The organism is Aquimarina sp. RZ0 (genome assembly GCF_008370685.1).
Lineage (GTDB): Bacteria > Bacteroidota > Bacteroidia > Flavobacteriales > Flavobacteriaceae > Aquimarina.
Genome location: NZ_VTZU01000013.1, coordinates 22,196 through 44,719 on the forward strand (window position 1 = coordinate 22,196; position 22,524 = coordinate 44,719).

At 32.1% G+C, this 22,524-nt stretch carries 13 protein-coding genes; 11 read left to right on the forward strand and 2 right to left on the reverse strand.

Translation table 11 applies throughout. From position 1 onward, the window contains the following. Positions 1 to 904: 904 nt before the first annotated feature. Positions 905 to 2,596 carry a T9SS type A sorting domain-containing protein gene (locus F0000_RS06890; protein ID WP_149623980.1) on the forward strand — a complete coding sequence of 564 codons (1,692 nt, stop codon included), beginning with the start codon at positions 905 to 907 and terminating at the stop codon, positions 2,594 to 2,596. A gap of 700 nt (positions 2,597 to 3,296) precedes the next feature. After that, complete coding sequence (locus tag F0000_RS06895; protein WP_149623981.1) at positions 3,297 to 5,870, forward strand: T9SS type A sorting domain-containing protein; 2,574 nt, start codon at positions 3,297 to 3,299, stop codon at positions 5,868 to 5,870. A 361-nt stretch (positions 5,871 to 6,231) separates the two neighbouring features. Here F0000_RS06895 and F0000_RS06900 read toward each other — a convergent pair whose 3' ends face one another. Then, complete coding sequence (locus tag F0000_RS06900) at positions 6,232 to 7,608, reverse strand: TlpA disulfide reductase family protein (protein WP_149623982.1); 1,377 nt, start codon at positions 7,606 to 7,608, stop codon at positions 6,232 to 6,234. Between the two features lie 591 nt (positions 7,609 to 8,199). Between F0000_RS06900 and F0000_RS06905 the strand changes: the two genes are divergently transcribed. The 4 genes from F0000_RS06905 to F0000_RS06920 all read left to right on the forward strand — a co-directional run bounded on the left by F0000_RS06905 (position 8,200) and on the right by F0000_RS06920 (position 11,109). Continuing rightward, on the forward strand, positions 8,200 to 9,018 hold the full coding sequence (locus F0000_RS06905) for a LytTR family DNA-binding domain-containing protein (protein ID WP_149623983.1): 819 nt from the start codon (positions 8,200 to 8,202) through the stop codon (positions 9,016 to 9,018). 115 nt (positions 9,019 to 9,133) lie between these two features. Further along, positions 9,134 to 9,784 (forward strand): CPBP family intramembrane glutamic endopeptidase, encoded by a 651-nt coding sequence (locus tag F0000_RS06910; protein WP_149623984.1) that lies wholly within the window; start codon positions 9,134 to 9,136, stop codon positions 9,782 to 9,784. 55 nt (positions 9,785 to 9,839) lie between these two features. Continuing rightward, the gene (locus F0000_RS06915; RefSeq protein ID WP_149623985.1) at positions 9,840 to 10,022 is read left to right on the forward strand and encodes a hypothetical protein; all 183 of its coding nucleotides are present in this window, start codon (positions 9,840 to 9,842) and stop codon (positions 10,020 to 10,022) included. Between the two features lie 202 nt (positions 10,023 to 10,224). After that, on the forward strand, positions 10,225 to 11,109 hold the full coding sequence (locus F0000_RS06920) for an RDD family protein (RefSeq protein ID WP_149623986.1): 885 nt from the start codon (positions 10,225 to 10,227) through the stop codon (positions 11,107 to 11,109). 62 nt (positions 11,110 to 11,171) lie between these two features. On the opposite strand, the gene F0000_RS06925 is transcribed toward F0000_RS06920, so the two are convergent. Further along, a complete protein-coding gene (locus tag F0000_RS06925; protein ID WP_188112033.1) occupies positions 11,172 to 11,795 on the reverse strand; it encodes a TetR/AcrR family transcriptional regulator in 624 nt (207 codons plus the stop codon). A gap of 83 nt (positions 11,796 to 11,878) precedes the next feature. Here F0000_RS06925 and F0000_RS06930 point away from each other — a divergent pair, with 83 nt between their 5' ends. The 5 genes from F0000_RS06930 to F0000_RS06950 all read left to right on the forward strand — a co-directional run bounded on the left by F0000_RS06930 (position 11,879) and on the right by F0000_RS06950 (position 22,470). Then, positions 11,879 to 13,012 carry an FAD-dependent monooxygenase gene (locus F0000_RS06930; protein ID WP_149623988.1) on the forward strand — a complete coding sequence of 378 codons (1,134 nt, stop codon included), beginning with the start codon at positions 11,879 to 11,881 and terminating at the stop codon, positions 13,010 to 13,012. After that, the gene (locus F0000_RS06935) at positions 13,012 to 13,440 is read left to right on the forward strand and encodes a DUF3995 domain-containing protein (RefSeq protein WP_149623989.1); all 429 of its coding nucleotides are present in this window, start codon (positions 13,012 to 13,014) and stop codon (positions 13,438 to 13,440) included. The genes F0000_RS06930 and F0000_RS06935 overlap by 1 nt, the downstream gene beginning before the upstream one ends. Positions 13,441 to 13,846: 406 nt before the next feature. Beyond that, entirely contained in the window at positions 13,847 to 16,813 is a 2,967-nt protein-coding gene (locus F0000_RS06940; protein WP_188112034.1) for a GEVED domain-containing protein, read from the forward strand. A 1,145-nt stretch (positions 16,814 to 17,958) separates the two neighbouring features. Further along, positions 17,959 to 20,898, forward strand: a complete 2,940-nt coding sequence (locus tag F0000_RS06945; protein WP_188112035.1) for a TonB-dependent receptor — start codon at positions 17,959 to 17,961, stop codon at positions 20,896 to 20,898. 12 nt (positions 20,899 to 20,910) lie between these two features. Then, the gene (locus tag F0000_RS06950) at positions 20,911 to 22,470 is read left to right on the forward strand and encodes a RagB/SusD family nutrient uptake outer membrane protein (protein WP_149623992.1); all 1,560 of its coding nucleotides are present in this window, start codon (positions 20,911 to 20,913) and stop codon (positions 22,468 to 22,470) included. The last annotated feature ends 54 nt before the right edge of the window (positions 22,471 to 22,524 follow it).

Below are 22,524 nucleotides of genomic sequence, written 5' to 3' on the forward strand. Positions count from 1 at the left end.
AACAAAACCTTAATTTAATGTAAATATTTAAGATAAGCATAGCAAACAAATCTTATCAAAAATACTAAATCTAAAAACAACCATAAATATCTTCAAAAACAGGTATACTCTCCAGCACACTCCTTAAAAGCCCATTCTCTTCGACAAATGTCTATATATATAAAGACAACTACTCTTTATTCATAAACTTGAAATGTAATTATTAAGAGCTTGACTATAAATAATATTGAATAAAACAGAACAAAAAACACCCTCTTTAACCTCCGCTTTTAACCTCCCCACTTTTTCTCCCCATCACTCCTATCACAAAACCATTTGTTTCTTCATAAATCATAAACACATATGATTATCATTATAAAATAAGTTGTATTAATCAAACAATCTTCCCGAACACAACATAAAACATCATATACTTAAAAAAACGTTAACAAAACAAGAGTATATTCATTTTTTTAACATAAAAATCGACTATATCACATAAAAAAGCAGTATAAAACTGTTTTGTACAGTTTAAATCTAGTAAACTAATATTGTTAAAAAATAAAAATAATCATACATTGTTGTTAAATTTTTAAATATATCTCATTTATAAACGATTAAAAATGAAAAATCATTAAACCAAATTTAAATCTATTTTTTATGAATTAGTTAACCCTATATTTTAAAAACATATTTAACTAAATATTAACAAGAGCTCCATTTGATTTTTATTTCTCAAAAAACTTTGATGCATCTTTAAAAAACAGTAGAGAATAAATATCGAAATACAGATTCTCATTGAATCGTACTATTCATATTATAAATTCAGACTATGTATTTATAATTTCCAAAGCAGACTTATTTCATAATAATGCGATTGAATAAGTCTTATTCACATTTAATTACAAACTCAAAAAAAATGAAAATGAAAAAACAATTAACAGTACTCTTTGCCGTATTTTTCTCACTTGTTCTAAATGCTCAAGATTGGATTGGAATTCCACTCCCAATTGATCCTGGCGCTGGAAACACCTGGCAAATACAAAATGATTATTCTGATGACTTTAACTACAACAGTAAATCTGACTCCAGGTTTACCAGCAGATGGGATGATAGGTACAATCCTGACAGAAATTTCAGAGGTCCTGGGGAAACATTTTGGACTTCTGATAATACGAGATTAAGAAATGGTAAATTGGAAATCAAAGCCTCTTACAGAGGTGGCAATAATGGTGTTGTAAACTGTGGTGTAATTTCTTCTAAAACCAAGATACGGTACCCGGTATTTATGGAAGCGAGAATAAAAGTTTCTAATATAGAAAACTCCAGCAACTTCTGGATGCTAGATTCTGGAGGCTTTCAAGAACTGGATATTTTAGAAGTATATGGAGGCTCTCCAGATCCTTTTTTTAGTAAACAAATGTCTACTAATTTTCATATTTTTGATCGTCAGGGTCCTAACGGCCCCATAAATATTGACAATACGTATCAAGTTTTCTTTAAAGCAAATCGTAATGTTACTACACTTAATGGCACCCCTTTCTGGAGAGATGATTATCATAGATTTGGTGTATATTGGAGAAGCCCCACTGATATAACCTTTTATCTTGATGGCGTGCCTGTATCTAATGGGGAACATTATGTTCCTGGAAGACTTGCTAGCAACTTAGATGGCAGTCTGGCACAAGCAAGATTACAATCTCCTACTAGAAATACATCTATCCTAACAGAAAATCAAAGAAGATTTACTAAAGAAATGTTTATCATTTTGGACACAGAAAGTCATGCTGGAAGACCTGTATCATCACAGAGAGATCTAAATAACAATAATAGAAATACGATGTTTGTAGACTGGGTACGTGTATACAGACCTGTCGCATCTGATGGTGGAAACGGTGGAAACGGTGGAAACGGTGGAAACGGTGGAAACGTTGACGGAGCGCCAATAGGAAGTATTATCTCTTTAAGAAAATCTGGAGGTGATCGCAAATTTGTATCAGCAGTCACCGAATTATCAAATGACCTATATGCCAACAAAAATAATATCGAAGGGGATCGTCAAAAATTCAGAGTTGACAGACACAGAAATGGCACTAGTGTTGCGTTATATTCATTATCTGCGCGTAGATATATACAAAGCAATAATACCAATCAAAATGTCATTATTAGAGCTCGTGGAAATAATGATCTTAATTGGGAAAGGTTTGAATGGAGAAACAGAGGTAATGGAAAAGTCGCATTAAGAAGTCTGCGTGTTAATAAATGGGTTCAGGCAGCTCATAATGTTAATAATTCTGCTTTATTTCCAAGAGGTAACAACCCTCTTGCATGGGAAACGTTTGATTGGAAAATAGAGAACGATAACAAAGCATTTTCTGGTCTCAGTAAATCTAATGTAATAAACGCTTACCCTAACCCTGTATTAGGCGGAAATGATATCTTCGTAGAAGGAATCAATCTAGGAGACACAATCAAGGTGTACAGTACTACCGGGATAGTCATTGGAACATTAGTTGCAAAAAATAGCACTCAAGTTGTGCAAACTTCAAATTTAGCTTCTGGTATTTATTTTATTCAGATTAATAATAATAAAACTTTAAAATTAGTCATAAACTAGGACTTTTATAAAAGGAACTCATCTTGAGAACTGCTTTGACTTACAAAATTTACACGTTGCACGCTAATTTTGTTGGTTTTTTTATCCGTAGCTATGGCTACACTGAAAAAACCTACTTCATAGTACAAAAGCTATACTTTTTGGTTAAAAACCACTACTCAAGATAAGTTCAATAAAAAATACAATCCACGGGGTATACATCTTGGTATTCCCTGTGGGTTTATTAATTTGAGAATAGTATATATTGTACAGATTTCATATCATAAGAATTTCAACCTATAGACTCGGTTTTTTATAATTCAATATTTTTTTAGTTTTTTTTAGTTTTACTTTTCTCAAACATCCGTTTAAAAAACAAAACACAAATCACTACAAATCAAATAACTATATTTTCCCCAGTTTAAGAAAACAGCTTTTCATATCAGAAAAAATAGTAACCTACCATCTTTTCTCTCGACTTAATCGAATCTTACATAGATCAAAGCCTGTTATGTTTTTAAGTTTTCCAATCTATATAGTGTAAACCATTACAAGTAATTGATTGCTTCGCAAGGTTTATATACTTACTATTTTTTGCGCAAAAGTAGCCTTTAAGTTAAAACATAGATAAAACAAATTATGTCACTAAATCATTAAAAAAAATATTCATGTACCCTCATTTTTGAGGTACTCTTATAAACAAATCTTATCCAAAATCAAAATGAAAAAAAATATCTTTTTAGGCATACTCTTATGTCTTAATGCAATCAGTTATGCGCAAATTAATTTTACTGATGCTAATTTTAAAAATGCTTTATTAAGTCATAATCCAGTTATAGATACCAACCGTAATGGAGAAATTACTATACAAGAAGCCGAACAGTTCCAAGGACACTTAAAAATAAGTGGAAAAAGAATTACAAACGCCAATGAAATTAAGTATTTCACTAAAATAACAAGATTAGATATATCAAATAATGATTTATCAAGTATAGATCTGTCTAAAAATATCAGAATTGCAGAATTGCGTATTCAATTAAATAATTTAATCCGCTTAGATATATCCAGAAATTTAAACTTAAAAAAAGTTTATTGTAATAACAATAAACTAACAAACTTAATAACCAGTTCTCGCAATGCTGTTAGATTAAGAGAGCTTAATTGCTTTAATAACAGGCTACAAAATTTAGATCTTAGCGAACTTGCTCAGCTAAGAATCTTAAAAGTCAGCAAAAATCAATTGAGGAACATAGACCTTACTAGTAATCAAGAATTAAGAACGCTGGAAATCAATGATAACAGATTAACAGCTTTAAATGTTACTCAAAATAGTTTATTAAGCATTCTTGGTTTTCATAACAATACCATTAGCAGTTTAAATGTTACTCAAAATAGCAGATTAAGGGTTCTTAGTTGTAATAAGAATAGATTACAGAATTTAGACATTACCAGAAATACCTTATTAGAAATTCTGCGTATAGAGGACAATGAATTCACTTCAATAAACACTAACAATAATATCAACCTCGAGGTTTTTCGTGCTCAAACGAATAGATTGAATACGCTGAATGTAAGCAACAATGTAAATCTAAGAAGTCTTTATATCAATAATAATATATTAACAGATATCAACCTTACTCAAAATACGAACCTGACAGATCTTATTATAAGTAATAACAACATAACAAGTCTTGATGTATCAAATTGTGCCATAAAAAGAATAGATTTTAGTAACAACCCCGAAATCACAATTGCATTCTTGTCAGAGCAACGATTAGAACGAGATTTAAACACTCCGATAGGATTTGCTTTGAGATTTCAAGGCTGCCCTAAACTACAATTACTATGTCTTGATGAAGATTATGTTACTCCTACAATAAAGGCACTAGGTAACAGAATTTATTTGTCTACATCTACAAAACCAGTAGTCTCTAGTAATTGTAATGCAATAATCTCAGGAAAGGTTACTTATGACATCGATAATGATGGATGTGGAGATGCCGATGATATCCCTTTTTCAAATTTTAAATTTGGAGTATCAGGCGCAGATGGATTTAGAGAAGTATTTACTAATAATTCAGGCGAATATATAACTATAGGGAATGATGGTATTAATTTTATTTTTCCTTTGTTAGAAAACCCAGAATACTTTGACCCATTAACACCTACTGCTCCTATTAATTTTCCCCAGGAAGCCCCGAATGCTGTAAGAAATTATTGCATAACCCCTAATGGTATTCATAATGACTTAGAAGTTACGTTAATTCCTATTAGAATGGCAGTCCCTGGATTTAATGCAGAATACCTAATAACGTATAAAAATAAAGGAACCAATAGACAATCAGGAAGTATTGCGTTAGATTTTATGCAAAATGTTTTAACGTTTGTATCCTCTCAACCAACCACAACAAGCATAACAACTGATAAGCTTTCCTGGAATTTTACAAACCTGAAGCCTCAAGAGTCTAGAGAAATAAAAGTCTTTTTAAAGGTCAACCGACCTACTGATAATCCTTCTGTAAATAGTGGAGATATATTGAGTTATAAGGCTACAGCGATCGCTGCTACTGATGCAACTCCAGATAATAATGTGGCCATATTTAACCAAACAGCAGTAAATTCATTTGATCCTAATGATAAGACGTGTCTGGAAGGAGCTACGATAGAACCTAACGATGTGGGTAATTATTTACATTATTTAATTCGGTTTGAGAACAAGGGAACTGCAAATGCTATTAATATTAGAGTTGAGGATGATATTGATACTTCTACATTAGATATCGAATCATTCATCCCTCTGCAAGCCAGCCATTCATACACTGCAATGGTTATTGACAAGAAAAAAATAGAATTCACTTTTAGTAATATCAACCTGCCTTTTGATGATGCCAACAATGACGGGTATGTATTGTTTAAAATCAAAACAAAGGACAACCTTGTAGAAGGAGATATTATCAACAATAAAGCTGATATATATTTTGATTTTAATCCTCCTGTAATCACAGAAGTAGAGACTGTGACAGTCAAGAAGAAAGATACCCCTTCAGTACCTGTTTTTACAGATTATTTTACCTTATCACCTAACCCTACCACAGGAAATCTGACGTTAACACCCGTAAATACAAACATTTCTGTGCAACAAATTACGATACATGATGTCGCTGGTAATGTAGTTGGAATCTTCGGTGGAACTACTACCAATATGAACGTTAGCTATTTGTTTGCGAACACCTACTTTATGCAACTACATAGTAACATGGGGATATTAACAACTAAATTTGTTAAAACAAATTAAGATTTTTTTTAATAAAAATATTGTAAGGTCATCAAATTTTTAATTAGATGACCTTATTTTTCTACTATTGATTACAGCACAAGGTATACATTTATTTTTTTTAAACCTCTATGCAAGCATTCACCTTATAAAGACTGATCTTCACAAAACAATACACCAATCAACATAAATCATTAAAAACATAGTCGTTGCAACTATAAAATTGTTTAGTAACGTTATTGTTATATTATTATAAAATCCTCGATTTGTTTTTACTTATATTTCTACTGGTTCTCTTAATATTTTATGAGTAATCATTAAGGAAAATACATGAACTCATCTTTATTTTTCTATTTAATTGTAAAAAAAGAAATAAATATTTCTATAAATATTTTTCTATTTCTTGTTGTAATTCGGGGTTAGATGGTCGTTTCGCATTGCCATCAATTATTTTTCCGTTTTTATCAATTAAGATAAACCTTGGTATTCCATGAACAGAATAATCTTCAAAAAAAGTCATTTTTTCATTTGAAGCAAAAAGTTGTATCCCACCTAATTCTTTTTCTTCAACCATTTTTTTCCAACGGTCTTTAGTATCATCTTTACAAATGCTAACAAATTGAATATCCTTACCTTCAAAATAAGCTTCCATTTTCTTTAGATCAGGTATTTCTTTTATGCATGGTAAGCACCAAGTTGCCCAAATATCAATGTAAACTAATTTTCCTTTTAAATCATTAAGTGAAATAATTTTTTCATTGATATCTTTGAATTCAAATACTGGAGAAATAGCTCCTTTTTCTGTTTTTTTTAATCTATTGTATTTTTCTGTTACTTCTGTTACATGCTTCTCATTAGTTAGTATTGGTTTTATTTGGTTAAAAACACTATCTAACTTTTTAGTACGGCTTAATTGCCACATCCCTGTATTGTACAGCAATTCTTCTTTTATTAAACTATTCTTTACTTCTTTTTTAATTGTTTTTACATATGCTAAAGTGTTATCAACATTGTTGTCATGTGTATTGACTTTCTCTCTAGTTTTTTTACTTAAATAAGATTCCACGTAAGAGATATAATTAGGAGAAATTAAAAATTCTTCATTAGATAAATCTATATTTTCAAAAGCATCAGGGTAGTTTTCCGAAACTTTAAAATCTTCGTTTTCTGTAACAAATTTATGCATATCTTCATAAGAAGAATACTTATCTAACATACCAAATTCAAGAGATTTAGATTCTATGTAAAAGAAATCTTTGTCTAAATTTGTATTTTCTTCTAAAAAGTTTTTTTGAACATTATATAAAGAATCTGTTAGTTTCAGAAACTCTTTTTCAGAAAGTTTTCCATAATAACCATAGTAATTTAGTTTGCCAAAACCTTCTTCTAAAAGTGCCTTTTTTGCAAGGTAATTATTTTCATTAGCTCCTGCTCCTTCGTATTTTATTGATTCATCAAATTCCTTTACATTTAGCGTTAGACTCAAATCATATTTTGGTTTTAAATAAATTTGTGTCCATTCTTTACCTTCTTTTAAACTATAAAAACCTTCTGGCACATTCAGAGTATCTCTAAACGTTCCGTCTTTATTTAAAATAATAGACTTCACAATTTCTCGGTTTTTGTTTAAAATGTTTAAAGTATCCGAGCTAGGGTTTTCAATTTTGCCTGAGAATATTAAATTGTTACTTAATTCACTTTTTTTACAGGAATAGACAACTGCAATTATAATAACTAATAGTGTTGCTGATTTTTTCATTTTGATTTTTGCATTTACGGTTAGAGTAGGGTCTCATAATTCTTTTTATTATTATCCATTAAAGATACAAATATTTACCCTATGTTAATAACTACTTACCCCAAGCTTATGGCATGGCGGAGGGCTTTCGGGTTTAATTTGCAAAATTTTCTGCTACTGGATTAGTCACTGTGTAATTTTTACAGTAGTAATGTGGCGTAATGATATATGACAAGAAAAATGATACTTAAACAACTACTATTGTGATTTTTATCTCCCAAAATCATTTTTCTACAAAACAATAACAATCAATCCAACGTAGTTAACTCTAGCATTTTCATGTATGCCTGCATATTTTAAAATAAGTATACAAATCACCTACTTATTAATGTAATAATGCTATTTTTAGAGATATAGGCTATACAGAACCTATATCCAATATTTTAGTAGTCTAGCTAATTACAAAAAGATGAATAAGAAAATTACATTTTTACTATTATTATTTATTAACATTATTTACTGTCAATCCGATGGAACTATTGACAATACATTTAATTCTTCTACTGGAATTGATGAAACTATTAATGATTTAAAAATAGATTCAAATTTTCAATGAATATCATTAAATTTCTAAAAGAAAATATCAACTTTTCAAATTTCTGGATACGAAACGGATTTAATCTTCTCATTCTTTCTTTAGTGGCTAGTCACCTCGCAGATCCACAAAATTCCCCTTTAAATGATTCCTATAGCTTCCCTTGGTTCTCTATGCTACTTTCAATTTTGATTGGAAGTATAGTAATCGTTATAAGCCTCTTCAATTTCAGGTATTTTAAAGGCAAGTACTTCGTTAAAAAAATCAATACTCAAGTACTCTTACGCTTTCTATTTTCAACATTAGGTTATATTTCCATTGCATATATTATATTTTATCTTATTATAGTGAAGCTGGTAAATGAAAAATATGATTTATATGGTTTTTTAATAGGTATTTCCATCTCATTACTTTTGAGCACAATCGGAATTGCTGTTTTATTCTCAAAAGACATTTACAAACTTCATAAACTAGCATCCATATATGGAAAACTTAAAGTCCAACAAGGCGGTAAAATAACCTTGATCAATTATATCGAAATTGCTTTTATTTATAGTGAAAATAAAATAGTATACATTGTAAAAACTGATGGAACTTCCATTGTTACAGATTTCACGCTGAACGAAGTTGAAAGTGAAGTGAGCGAGCAAAGCTTTTTTAGAGCAAACAGACAAGCAGTTGTTCACGCTAGATCAATTGAGCAAGTTCAGTCTATCGAGAATGGAAAACTATCTGTCGTTCTTAAACCTAAAATTTCTAACAAAAAAGTTTTTCAAATAAGTATCAGTAGATATAAAAAACAAGAATTTATGAATTGGTTTGAGGGTAAACTATAAAATGTAATGATTATTCAGCTGTTATTTTGATACCATTCAGTAAAAATAAGCTGTATACCCCTGTTTATCTTGCCTTATCGTTTTTACTTCGCTTAAAATTAAAAACGATAAAAAAATGACTAAGACCTTTTTAACTACAAAATTAACACCTGTAATCGCCATTATTCTTTGTAGTATTCTATTTCTATCCGGATATTTTCAGGTGATCATAGCGGCATTAATATTATTATTAGCAAGTGCTCTAGAGTATAAAAAAAATGTATTTAGATCCTTAGGCTTTCAACGCAAAAGAATACAGTTAAAAAATCTATTAATAACAGCTCCACTATTTGGAGCAGTTCTTTTTCTATTTTATTTCTACATAATGGTACCAAGTGTTACTTATCTTACAGGGCAGCCCATGGACTTTTCTGCTTTTGAAACATATACCGGGAACTTGCCTGCAACAATAAGTCTATTTGTTTTTATCTGGATATCAGCAGCATTCTGCGAAGAAATTGTTTTTAGAGGATATTTAATGAGACAGTTTACTAAGTTTTTTGGCTCAAGCAACATAAGTCTGGTTATTAATATTGTACTCTTTGGATTTATTTTTGGGAGTATTCATTCGTATCAAGGAATAAGTGGTCAAATAATAACGGGTATTCTAGGTATGCTATTTGCTATCATTTTTCATGTTCGTAAGGACGATTTGTGGTTCAATATCGCCGCTCACGGTTTTTTTGACACCGTTGCCTTACTATTTATATACAATGGTTGGGGGTAAGTCTAGAACACGTAAAACCTACCCAAAAATGGACGTTTACTATAAAATTTTAGTAATGAGAATACCATTATTAAAACGGAATCTGGAAAATACAATTGAAGATGAATTTACATATGAATTAATTGCTAGTATAATAAAACTAACACCAAATTGGGACGATTCTACAGTGACTGAATTTGAGATTGAAAACCGCTATCCTAATATTTCTAAAAACCCAACTATTTATTATGACTTTTGAAAAATAAAAACTGCATACAACAAAATGGTCTATAAAACACAGCTAAATATATGTTCAACCGAAAAATTGGCTTTGAGAATAAAAAATTAAAGCAAAATATAAAAACCAGGCTTCGTGTTAATCAGAAAATGTAGTATCTTATTACTCAATATGTTTTATACACAAATCCATTATTTGAACTGCAAAAAACTAGAGATACAAAATGACAATAGCGCAAAAAACTAACGCAGGAACAAGGATTGCCTCAATGCTCCTTGACCACATTATTATGATGTTCATCTCAATGATTTTTTTTGTTCCTGGAATGATTTCTGGATTTTCGACTGCCTTTGAAGTAAATCACGAACAAATTAGTCCTGACATTTTTGGTGGCTTAATCTATTTTGGGCTTATTGGTTTGGCACTTTACTTCTGTAAAGACTGTATAAAAGGACGAAGCATAGCAAAGAGAGTTTTAAAACTACAAGTAATTGAAAACTCCAGTAATAATGTAGCTTCTCCAATTAGGTGTTTGGTTAGAAACATATTTTGCATTCTTTGGCCAATAGAAGTTATTGTAACCTTAGCTAGTCCAAGTAGAAGAATCGGAGATATGGTGGCAGGAACAAAAGTAGTTCCGTTTAATCCAGAACTCGAACAATCAAAAATTAATTACGCTCAAATCGGAGTCTCAATCCTTCTTGGATATGGGTTTATGACTCTTTTAATGCTTCCATTTGAAGGTCTGAAGTCAAAAATGGAAAGTAATCGAGTGACGTATATTGAAAGTTCTTTAAACGAAAATATAGCGAATGAAACTGAACAACTTTTTGCAGATAGCTTAGGAACATACTTAACTTCTGATATACGTGTATACGACCAAATTGAGCAGAATAAAGACCTGAAATATGTTTCGGTCATACTTAAACTAAATAAAAACTATTTGGAATATGATGAAAATTACGAACAAATCAAGTCAATTACACTACCACTTCTTCTAACAAAATTCCCAAAAGGGACTTTTGTAGGACAAATTAAGTATGTCTATCAAAAACCACGTAGCATCCATACAAGAACATTACCTCTTGATTGGAGAGAAAATAAATAAACAGCAGCAACACACTATAAAAAATGCATTAAAACGCATCAGGCAATAGACCCTACTACTAATTAAACCAACTCTGACGGAAAAAGATTAGTATATTGATTCTTTGCTTCTGTAGTTAAATAAGGGTAAATACTTTGATTGATCAGTAAGGAATATTCTTTAATCGACTCTCCCGACAGATGATTAGCTCGAATTAGAACAGATGAAAACCAGAAATTACTGATCACCTCAATCCTTTTGAATAAACTGCGATATTCATTTTTGAGTAATTCTTTACGAAAGAAATTATTCCTGATCAGAACTTCTACCATTTTTAAAGTTTCAATCTCTCTTCGTTTTGAAAGTTCAGAATAATGACTTTTTATCTTCTGATTTCTTCGTGTTATCGCTACAAAATCTAATAAAAAGAAATGATACTCGTAAAGTATTATCATCATTTCTTTAGAAAGATTTAAAAATGACTTTAATAAATCATCGGTCGGTATAAAAAAAATACTATCCATTTTTTCTGCTAATTGAAAATAAAGAGCTTCAATTATATCCTCTCTTTTTTTAAAATGATATTGTAGATTACCTACACTAATTTCAGCTTCATCAGCTATAGCTCGCAAAGAAGTCTTAGAAATTCCACTATTATTAAAAAGCGCTAATGATTTTATTAAAATCTTTTGTTTTGTAGCATTCATAAAACAAAAATACATTATATAGTACAAACGTACTAAGTTAATTTATTTATAGTACATTTGTACTAAACCAATACTGATTAGATATGATTATTGATATTATTGGAGCAGGAATAGGAGGATTAACTACTGCAATTGCGCTTGAACAAAAAGGAATTAAAGCAAGAATATTTGAACAAACTGAACGAATAAAGCCCGTGGGAGCGGGAATAATTCTAGCCAATAATGCAATGCAAGTGTATGAAAAGTTAGGTTTGCAAAAAATAATTGAAGACAATGGAAATTCAATCTCTTCAATGAATATTACCAATTCCAATCTAAAGCCACTTTCCAAAATTGACCTGTCCTATTTTGAGCAAAAACATACTATTAAAAACATTGCAATTCATAGAGGAAAACTGCAAAAAATTCTAATCGACAAATTAAAGTACACTAAAATTGAATTAAATCATAAACTTACTTCAATAGAAAAAAACGGGAATGATTATTTTTTAAAATTTGAAAATGGAAAACAAATTCAATCCTCAACTGTTTTGGGAGCTGATGGATTAAACTCTATTGTTCGCCAAAAAATATTCCCAAATAATAAAATAAGAAATGCTAATCAAATATGCTGGAGAGGAATTGCAGAATGCGAATTACCGGTAAAATTCAGAAATGAATTGAACGAAGCCTGGGGAAAATCCGAGCGTTTTGGTTTTGTTCAAATAGCAAAAAACAAAGTGTATTGGTATGCCTTAAAAGCATTCAAAAACAACAAAAATAAATTCTCTATCAACGATTTAGACCAATATTTTAGCACATATAATTCAATAATTAAAGACATCATAAAATTAACAAAAAAAGAAAAAATATATACCGCTGAGATTTCAGATTTAAAACCAACAAGCATTTGGTATAAAGAAAAAATTTGTCTAATCGGAGACGCTGCACACGCAACAACCCCAAATATGGGACAAGGTGCTTGTCAGGCTATCGAAGATGCTTTTGTACTTTCAGAATGTTTGTATACATATGAAATTACTAAAGCATTTTCGGAATATCAAAAATTAAGATTACCAAAAGCTCATCTAGTAGTTAAAACAAGTTGGTTTATTGGAAAAATGGCACATTTCAAAAATCCAATATCAATTGGTTTGCGTAATCAAATGTTAAGATTAACACCTTCTTCTGTGAATAGAAAACAAAATGAACAAATTTTTCAATTGGTAGAAATATGATGACAACAATAGTATCAATTATTTTACTAGCCATTTTTATCGCACTAGGTTTTATACATTTTTATTGGCTTTTTGGTGGAAAATGGGGATTAGAAATGGTAATTCCGACAAAAAACAATCAGACAAACATACTTTCAATTCCTAAATTTGCAACTTTAATCGTAGCGCTGGTTTTACTTCTATTTGGGCTCATGTATCTCATGAAATCTGGATTTATAAATATTCAAGTCCCAAATTGGGTAACAAATTATGGATCCTGGCTTATTCCTTCTATTTTTATTTTAAGAGCAATTGGAGATTTTAAATATCTAGGATTTTTTAAGAAAATAAAGAAAACCAATTTTGCAAAAGCCGACTCTAACTTGTTTTCACCTTTGTGTTTATCAATTGGAATACTTGGAATACTGATACAACTAATGACTAAATAACTATTGGTAACAATACTCTTATAATGTAACGTATAATACGATTTGTGATTAAAAAATTCGTATAAATTCATTGAATTATTTTTTCTTTATGCAAGGCAAAAAAATCAAGCATAGCTATAGCTACGGTTTATTTTTTAAACGAAGTAGAAAGGAAAAAGAAACGATGAATATGCGAAATTTTTAGTTATAAATCGTATAAGGTAGTTAGTGCTTAATAAAAAGGTTGTATCATCTTAGATAAAATCACTGTGAACTGAATCAAATTATTTTTTAATGCAGAGGAGGATGTACATATTACTTGCTTTTTGGAGGGTAGGGTACGTACTTCATGAAATCGTTATATAACCAAATGTTTCGTACAAAACCAAAAAAAATAATATCAATTCACACAAAACTTTTTGTAACCATGTTTAAAAAATTATCAATCATATGTATCTTTTTTGGCTTACTTTCTAGTCAAGCACAGCAAACAAAGGTAGGGAAAGCCAGCACTACCAGTACTGCTGTTTTTTTAGGAGAGACACCTCCTCTGTCGACCATGAATTTAGAACCAGGAGTATCTGAAGCGGGTCCTGTCAACCCTTTTAAGCACCATAATAATAATTTAGTTCCAGGAAAAGGATCTCAGGGACCGGATCCTTTACTAAAAAACCAAAAAACTGCAGCCAATACCCGACAATCAAACCCTCCTTCCCTGGTTTTTGAAACCGGGAGTAGAGCGACTTCGCCATCGGATCCAACAGGAGCTATTGGATCAAATCATTATGTAAGTGCCAGAAACAGTAGTTTTTCTATACATGATAGAAACGGTAATGCATTGATTTACCAAGCTTCTTTGAGTAATATTTGGCAATTTGAAGCCACAGGAGATCCTATAGTTGTTTATGACAATTATGCAGATCGTTTTGTAGTTATGCAGTTTAGTGGATCACCTAATGGCATATTGGTAGCTGTCTGTAAAGGATCAGACCCTGTAAATGATGGGTGGTATACCTATAGATTTACGACATCGAGATTTCCTGATTTTCCAAAACTTTCTATTTGGTCAGATGGATATTATGTTAGCATAAATGTAAATAAGCCTGAGGATAATGTACTTGTATTAGAACGTGATAAGTTACTTATTGGGGATCCAAGTGCACAAATGGTTGGTTTTAATATTGGTGATAATAGTCTAGGTCCTGGTGCAATTTTGCCGTTCCACGCTACAGGTCCAGAATTACCTCCTCCGGGAAATGCACAGCTTTTAATTCTTGAAGATGATTCAGAATTTAATGTAGATGAAGATCATTTACTACTCTATACAGTGAATGTTAACTGGGATAATTCAGCCGCTTCTACTTTTGAATTAACAAGTGAGTTTACAGCTGATAATGGAATGTTATCTGATTTTGATTTCTCAAATACAAGTATTCCGCAGCCAGGTAACAATCCTATATTAAATCCTCCGTCAAAGTTAAGTCAAATGGTTAATTATCGACGATTTTGCGATCATAACTCGGTCGTTCTTAATTTTAATGTAAATATATCAGACAACTCTAATATTATTAGGAGTGGAATACGTTGGTATGAATTAAGACAAGCTGGAGATGGTAAACCATGGGAGGTATATCAGGAAGGGACTTATGAGGCTGCCGAAGGTAAAAGTGCCTGGGCAGGAAGTATTGGAATGGATCACGCCGGGAATATTGGGATGGGATATTCAAGTATGGGAACTATAGCCAATAATGCCACTAAGGATAGTTTTGTATCTATTAATTATACAGGCAGACTTTCTGAAGATCCAATTGGAACAATGACCTTTAGCGAAGGTACTATTGGTGTTAGTTCAGCTCCTAATGTAGTTTCCAGATATGGGGATTATGTACAATTAACGATCGATCCTGTTGATGACCAAACATTTTGGCATACAGCAGAATATTTCCAAAATACAGGGGATAATGCCAGAACTATTGTTGGCGTGTTTGATATGGCAAAAAGTATACAAAATGATGTCGCCGTAATCGGAATACAAGAGCCAAAACAATATACCAATTCTGAAAAGATTACGGTGTCTATTAAGAATTATGGATCAGTATCTCAGTCATATTTTCCGATAAGCTATAGTGTTAATGGAAGTAGACCTATTTATGAACTTTTTACAAGAAGTATATCACCAGGTGAAACAGTGGATTTTACTTTTTATCGTACTGCAGATCTAAGTGTGGGTGATAATTTTAGAATCCAGAGTAGTACCTGTATGGAAATTGATGAAAATTTCAATAATAACTGTCATTTTATACACATCGATAAAAAAGAAGCTGTAGATATTGGTTTGGTAAAATTAGTTTCTCCAGCTTCTAATCAGTTTCTATCTGATAATATGGAGGTAACTGTAAAGATCAAAAATTTTGGAATAGAAACACAAAGCAACGTCCCCGTATCTTACACATTTAATAATGGAGACACTGTTACTGAAACTATATCAAAAGATTTGGAGCCCGGGGAGAGTATCACTTTTTCTTTTATGCAGCGAGTTGATATAACAGAACCAGGAACTTACCCTATGGTTATCAATATTCCATTAATCAATGACACTGATATTACAAACAATACAAGAAGTGCAGAGATCATCAAACAATACTGTACCCCGTATGCCCCTTGCAGTAGTTTCAATGTAATAACACAATTCAATTTATCAAATGTCTCCCAATTTATTGATGTCTTTATCGATTGTGAAGAAGTTGCTTATGAAGATTTTACAACAGTAACAGAAGCTATTGTTTTAAATCGTTCAGAAACGTATACAGGTTCGATTGTTGCCCTCCCAAGTGGTAGCGCAGGATCGGGAGAAATAGCCTTATGGATTGATTTTAATGATAATTACGAATTTGATCAAAACGAATTGTTATTGCAAAATTTTAAACCTTCTGATGGTATCCTTGACGATTTTTCAATAACCATTCCAGATAATGTTCCTTTAGGAAAGCATAGACTAAGAGTGAGATTTGCCAGTACAATCTCCTCTGAGGATGTTAATTATGCAGATCAACCTTGTGCTCAGTTAATTTTTGGAGATACTCAGGATTATACTGTCGAAATCAAGGATGATAATTCCTTATCTAGAAATTTTGATACAAAAGCACCTGAGTTTACTGTCTTTCAATTGCAGGAAAATCATTTTAAAATACAATTACGCTCCGATTTTGAGAGTAACGTTACTTTTCAGGTGCATTCAGCCTCTGGTCAGAAATTAGCAACATATCATTTTGATAAAAATAAGCAAGGTCTTTATGAACATAATCTGGACATGTCTTATTTAGCTTCTGGAATATATTTTGTGACTACAGGAACTGAATCGAATAAAATGGTAAAGAAGATTCTCGTAGAATGAATCTAGTTTTTTGGATTTGAATTTATAGAATTTCTACGTTCTAATACGATTTATAACTAAAAATTTCGCATATTCATCGTTTCTTTTTCCTTTCTACTTCGTTTAAAAAATAAACCGTAGCTATAGCTATGCTTGATTTTTTTGCCTTGCATAAAGAAAAAATAATTCAATGAATTTATACGAATTTTTTAATCACAAATCGTATAAGAGGCAGCTTGAATAGGCTGTCTCTTTTTTTTTGGAGACAAAAATTTTTGAATTTTCACCTTTATGAATGAGATAAAAACTTGTCTTAAAGATTTCTTTAGACTTCATTAGTAAATGAACTCATCTTGGGTAATGCTTTATACCATTTTTGCTTTAAAATTACCCAAATAAATGCAGTTGTTTTTTCTTTAGGCAAAAAAGAAAAGTTCAGCATAGCCTAATCTACGGTTAATTTTTATTTTGAAGCATAAGGAGAAAAGAACAAATTTTAGTGGGTAATTTTAAGGTAGAAATGGTATTACTACTTTGATAACTGATGATCGATACTTGGTTCATCAATCAAATTATACATAACCGAAAAAACCAAGTAATTGAATTTAGTATTTATTTAACATTTTTTGGTTAGGGTTATGAAACCTTACCCTGTTATATATTGATGCGGTTACTTACGTAATTTTTACATTTTTTAAGAAAACAAAAAGTGAATCCAATTTCAATACGCCAAATAAAACACAAAAGAAATTGATATAGAATTAATCTCAATAGTATACTAACTAAAATTAACTAATGAAAACTATGATACTACTTAAAACCTTAACCTTTATCTCTCGTATTATGTATATTTCAGCCTTAAGGCGTTGTCTTTTCAACCCTGGAAAAGTCATTTATTAGACACATAAAAAGGTTTCTTTGATTGGATGTCTTTCTTAGCACTCTGAATCTTGAAATCTGCTATTGTTCAATATCGAAACCCTTTAATAATTTTTCTCATCACAGTTAAGAGATCTGTTTTACAGGCTATAACAATTAGAACTATTTATTAGCACTAATATTCATTATGAATTTATTCTTAAAAAAATAGTCTTCATAATGGTCTGCTCATTTCTGAAAACATGCTTCTATTAATTTGCCATGAGACGAATCACAAATTAAATTTCATGAAAAAAAACATATTTAGTGTCTTAAAGCTTTCTCTCTACTTTGGTATCTTTTTGACTTATACTACACTATTAAGTCAAAATACAATTCGAGGTAAAATAACTACAAATACAGGAATACCGCTACCAGGTACGAATGTGTTAGAAAAAGAAACCAAAAATGGTACATTAACCGATTTTGATGGTAATTACATATTAGAAAATGTAAAAGACAATGCAACATTGATATTCAGCTATGTCGGTTTTAGACCTATAGAAGTACCAATCAATACTCGTTCTGAAATAAACGTTGTCTTAGAACCAGACTCAGAAAACCTTGAAGAAGTGATTGTAATCGGGTACGGTACATCTTCAAAAAAAGATTTAACCTCTGCAATCTCCTCTGTCTCTACAAAAGACTTTGAACAACAGCCGATAATTAGGGTAGAAAATGCACTTCAGGCACGAGCTGCCGGAGTATCTGTAACGAATGCTACCGGAGCTGCCGGAGGCGATATCAAAATACGTATCAGAGGATCAAATTCTATTAATTTCAGTAATCAACCACTAATCGTAATAGATGGGATTATTGGAGGAACATTAGAAAGTTTGAATACAAATGATATCGCTACGATAGACGTCTTAAAAGATGCTTCTGCTACAGCAATTTACGGTTCTAGAGGAGCAAATGGTGTCATTGTCGTGAATACGAAAAAAGGAAAGGGAAAACCTAAGATTGATTTTCAATATTTTAAATCTATTGCTACGGCACCAAAAAATCTACCCGTAATGACTCCGGCACAATTTGCAGCATTAAACAATGTAGAAGTAATAGATGGAGGCGTAGAAAATTATCAGGATCTTTATTTTGAAACTGCAATTTTGGATAACTATCAATTTTCGACCAGTGGTCGCAAAAACGATATCTCTTACTTTTTATCAACTGGATACGTAGATCAAGAAGGTATTGTTATCAATTCTAATTATGATAGATTATCCTTGCGATCCAACATTAATATGGATTTTGGAGAACGGTTTAAAATTGGTCTGAATGTTTTTGGATCCAGAGAACAACGGTTTAATACTGCAAACGGTGGTGTTGCTTCAGGTCGAGATCGACGAGGAGGTATTTTGGGAGTATTAACCTGGGATAATACAGTACCTCTGCGAAATCAAGATGGTTCTTTTACATTAGAGTCTCCCAACAGCTTGGGGAATATCTTAATAAATCCTGTAGCAGTACAACTAGAAAGAGTTTTGGATATAACGCAAGATCGATTCAATGCAAATCTTAATTTATCTTATGACATTACTAATAGTTTAAATTTTAATACAATAATAGGTACTGTGCAAGGGTATCAAAGTACTGAAGATTTCCAGGGAATTCCTGACGGATCTAGTGTACTACCACCACGAGCAGAGTTTTCTAATCAGCGACTTACTACATATCAAGTGAGTAATATCCTAAATTGGAACAAACATGTTGGAAAATCTAATATAAAACTAACCGGGGTTTATGAACTTCAGAATAGTATTAATAGAATTACCAGAGGAGATGCTGGTAGTTTTGCTATAGAAACAGTACGAGATGCTTTTTATTTATTAGAGTTGGGAGATGACCCCAGAGTACGCGCTAATAAAGTAGAAGGAACCATTCAATCTTATGTAGGTAGAGCAGAATATAATTGGAACGATCAATTTTATATGACCGGAACTCTGCGTATTGATCAGTCTTCCAGATTTAGAAAAGAAAATAGAACAGGGTATTTTCCTTCAATATCAGGAGCTTATAATTTTAGTAATTTCTTATCAGAAGATAGCTTTGTTACCAATATAAAAACTCGATTAGGTTATGGAGAGATTGGAAATCAGAACATTGCTCCTTTAAGTACTTTTACTAATTTGCCTGCTAATAATGATTTTGCTTTTGATGGTACCGATGTAGAAATTGGTCTGGGAGCACCCGTTACTGTAGATGAAAACATAAAATGGGAAACTACTAAACAAATAAATGCAGGTGTAGACATCGGTTTTTTTAACAATAAACTAAATCTTACTATTGACTGGTTTCAAAAAAACACTACGGATCTCTTGCTCAGAAAACCTATCCCAGGGTTTTCTGGAGGAGGAACTTTACTGACGAATATTGGTGAAGTAAAAAACAATGGTCTAGACATTAGTGTAGAAGGTACTCTGGTCAGTAATAAGGATTTTACATGGAATCTCAATGCGAATCTATCTACTGTAAAAAATGAAATCGTAGATTTAGGTGGGCAAGATCAAATCTTGACAAGACCATCATTTATAGGTCAAAATTTTAATATCCTTAAAGTAGGTGAACCCTTAGGTCAATTTTTTGGTGCTACTTTTTTGGGAACCTGGAAAACGGCAGATGCTGCAGACGGCAGGGTTCCTGGTTCTCCGCGCTATGTTCTGGACGAAGAGGGAAACCCCGCTCTTGATATCATAGGAAATGGAATTCCTAAACTTACCTGGGGACTCAATAGCTCTGTATCTTATAAGAATTTTGACGTTAATCTTTTATTCAGGGGAGCACACGGTTTTGATATCTATAACCTGACATATTCTGAAATGGTGCGCCCCAATGCAGGAGGTTCCGCAATACACCCAGACTTTCTAGACCGATGGACCCCAGAGAATCAAACAGAAATACCTGCAGTAAGAGGAGAAGACCTGGTTTCATCCAGGTTTATTGAAAAAGGAGATTTTATACGATTGGCTAATATAACATTGGGATATACAATTGATAGTATCAAACCCTTTAGCGCTATCAGGATCTACGGAAGCGGACAAAACTTATTCACAATTTCTGACTACCGAGGGTATGATCCGGAAAGCTCGTCTAGTAATGTAGCTACAGGAGATGCTTCTGCATCAATAGATTATGGAGCGTTCCCCAACCCAAGAACAATAACCTTTGGTTTTAATGTAGGATTTTAAAAAAAACAGATTATGAAAATTGAAATAACTAAACAAAAAAGAAACTGGCAAACTTGTATATATATCGCTCTTTTAATCATTTTTCCAGGTGCTTGTGCGGATCTGGATGAGGATCCCGGAGCAGTACAAATATCACCAGAAACCCTGACAACTGTTGGAACACTCCGAGCAATCGTTACAGGAATGTATCAGCAATTAGCAAATGAAGCACAATGGTCAGATTTTTTTCTTGCCTCGTACGGAGGTGATGATGTTACCACTTTTAGTGGCGGTAATAAACAAGGATACAGAGATGCTGACTGGAGAAGCCAAACCTCATTTTCTGATAGAATAGAAAGAACTTACCTGGGCTGTTACAGAGTAATTACCAGCGCAAATACAGCGATTAATGCCAGAGAAAATATTACAGTTAATGAGACAAATAAAGATGAATTTGAAAGATTAATAGGAGAATCTCATTTTATGCGGGCATTTTGCTATTTAAAATTAACAAGAACATATGGAGAAATCCCAATACAACTAAAAACAAACAACCTCGAACCATTAACACGTGCTTCTTTTGAGCAAATTTATATGCAAATCGAGGCAGACCTAAGAGAAGCAGAACGATTACTTCCTGATGAGTATCCGGGTATTGAAACTGTGGGAATACGTCCTAGTAAAGGTGCTGCAAAGGCTTTGTTAGCCAGATTATATATGCATTGGGCTGGATTTCCTCTTAATGATCCAAGTCGGTATACTATGGCTGCTACAGAAGCAAAAGAAATTATTGATGGCAATTTTGGATATGAATTAAATCCTAGCCTGCGAGAATTATGGACAATCTCTAAAAGATTCGAACAAAAAGAATCTATATTTATGTTGGTATTTTGTAATGATGGGTGTGCTCCAAATAATAGAACCACCGGAAGACTTGGATTGCCTGGGGATGCTTCTGGATGGAGTGAAACTTTTGGAGAAATTACTTTCTTTGAAGATATGGAAGAAGCCGCAAATAATGAAGGAACCTCAACACGTTTTGAAGACACTTACGTACTTGAAGTAATCCCAAGAGGAATGGAACCTGATGGTGCAGACTGGAGGAATTTTCAAAATGAACCACATCCATTATTGCGTAAAGTCATCAGTGGAGATTTAACTGAGGATATTTTTGGTTCTACGCGTAACGGAATCAATAGATATTTTATGCGTTATGCAGATTTATTATTGATCTATGCTGAGGCTTCAGGTCGATCAGGGAATATAACCCCAGAGGCCTGGGAAGCTCTTAATCAGGTGAGACGGAGAGCCGCAGGCAAAGATCCTAATACTCCTGATCCTTCAATTGATATCGTTACCGGAGATTTGGGAGAACTTGCCTTTACCGAACGAAAGTGGGAATTAGCAGGAGAATACGAGCGTTGGCACGATATCGTTCGTATGGATCGTATTGCAGAAGTTTTTGCGCAAAGATCTCCCGATGAAGTTTCGGATATTATAAATAACAAAACTCCTTCTGCAGATGGAAAATACGCATATTTTACACCAATACCCCAGAGAGAAATAGATAATTCTCCTCAATTAGCTGATTAAATATGATTTTAAACCCCTCCACTTTTATGGAGGGGGATTCAGTTTTTTGATTGA

Coding starts and splice junctions, on each gene's coding strand:
- F0000_RS06900 (WP_149623982.1), bottom strand. CDS start 7,608: ATGAAAAAATCAGCAACACTATTAGTTATTATAATTGCAGTTGTCTAT.
- F0000_RS06890 (WP_149623980.1), top strand. CDS start 905: ATGAAAAAACAATTAACAGTACTCTTTGCCGTATTTTTCTCACTTGTT.
- F0000_RS06920 (WP_149623986.1), top strand. CDS start 10,225: ATGACAATAGCGCAAAAAACTAACGCAGGAACAAGGATTGCCTCAATG.
- F0000_RS06895 (WP_149623981.1), top strand. CDS start 3,297: ATGAAAAAAAATATCTTTTTAGGCATACTCTTATGTCTTAATGCAATC.
- F0000_RS06940 (WP_188112034.1), top strand. CDS start 13,847: ATGTTTAAAAAATTATCAATCATATGTATCTTTTTTGGCTTACTTTCT.
- F0000_RS06950 (WP_149623992.1), top strand. CDS start 20,911: ATGAAAATTGAAATAACTAAACAAAAAAGAAACTGGCAAACTTGTATA.
- F0000_RS06905 (WP_149623983.1), top strand. CDS start 8,200: ATGAATATCATTAAATTTCTAAAAGAAAATATCAACTTTTCAAATTTC.
- F0000_RS06915 (WP_149623985.1), top strand. CDS start 9,840: ATGAGAATACCATTATTAAAACGGAATCTGGAAAATACAATTGAAGAT.
- F0000_RS06945 (WP_188112035.1), top strand. CDS start 17,959: ATGAAAAAAAACATATTTAGTGTCTTAAAGCTTTCTCTCTACTTTGGT.
- F0000_RS06935 (WP_149623989.1), top strand. CDS start 13,012: ATGACAACAATAGTATCAATTATTTTACTAGCCATTTTTATCGCACTA.
- F0000_RS06910 (WP_149623984.1), top strand. CDS start 9,134: ATGACTAAGACCTTTTTAACTACAAAATTAACACCTGTAATCGCCATT.
- F0000_RS06925 (WP_188112033.1), bottom strand. CDS start 11,795: ATGAATGCTACAAAACAAAAGATTTTAATAAAATCATTAGCGCTTTTT.
- F0000_RS06930 (WP_149623988.1), top strand. CDS start 11,879: ATGATTATTGATATTATTGGAGCAGGAATAGGAGGATTAACTACTGCA.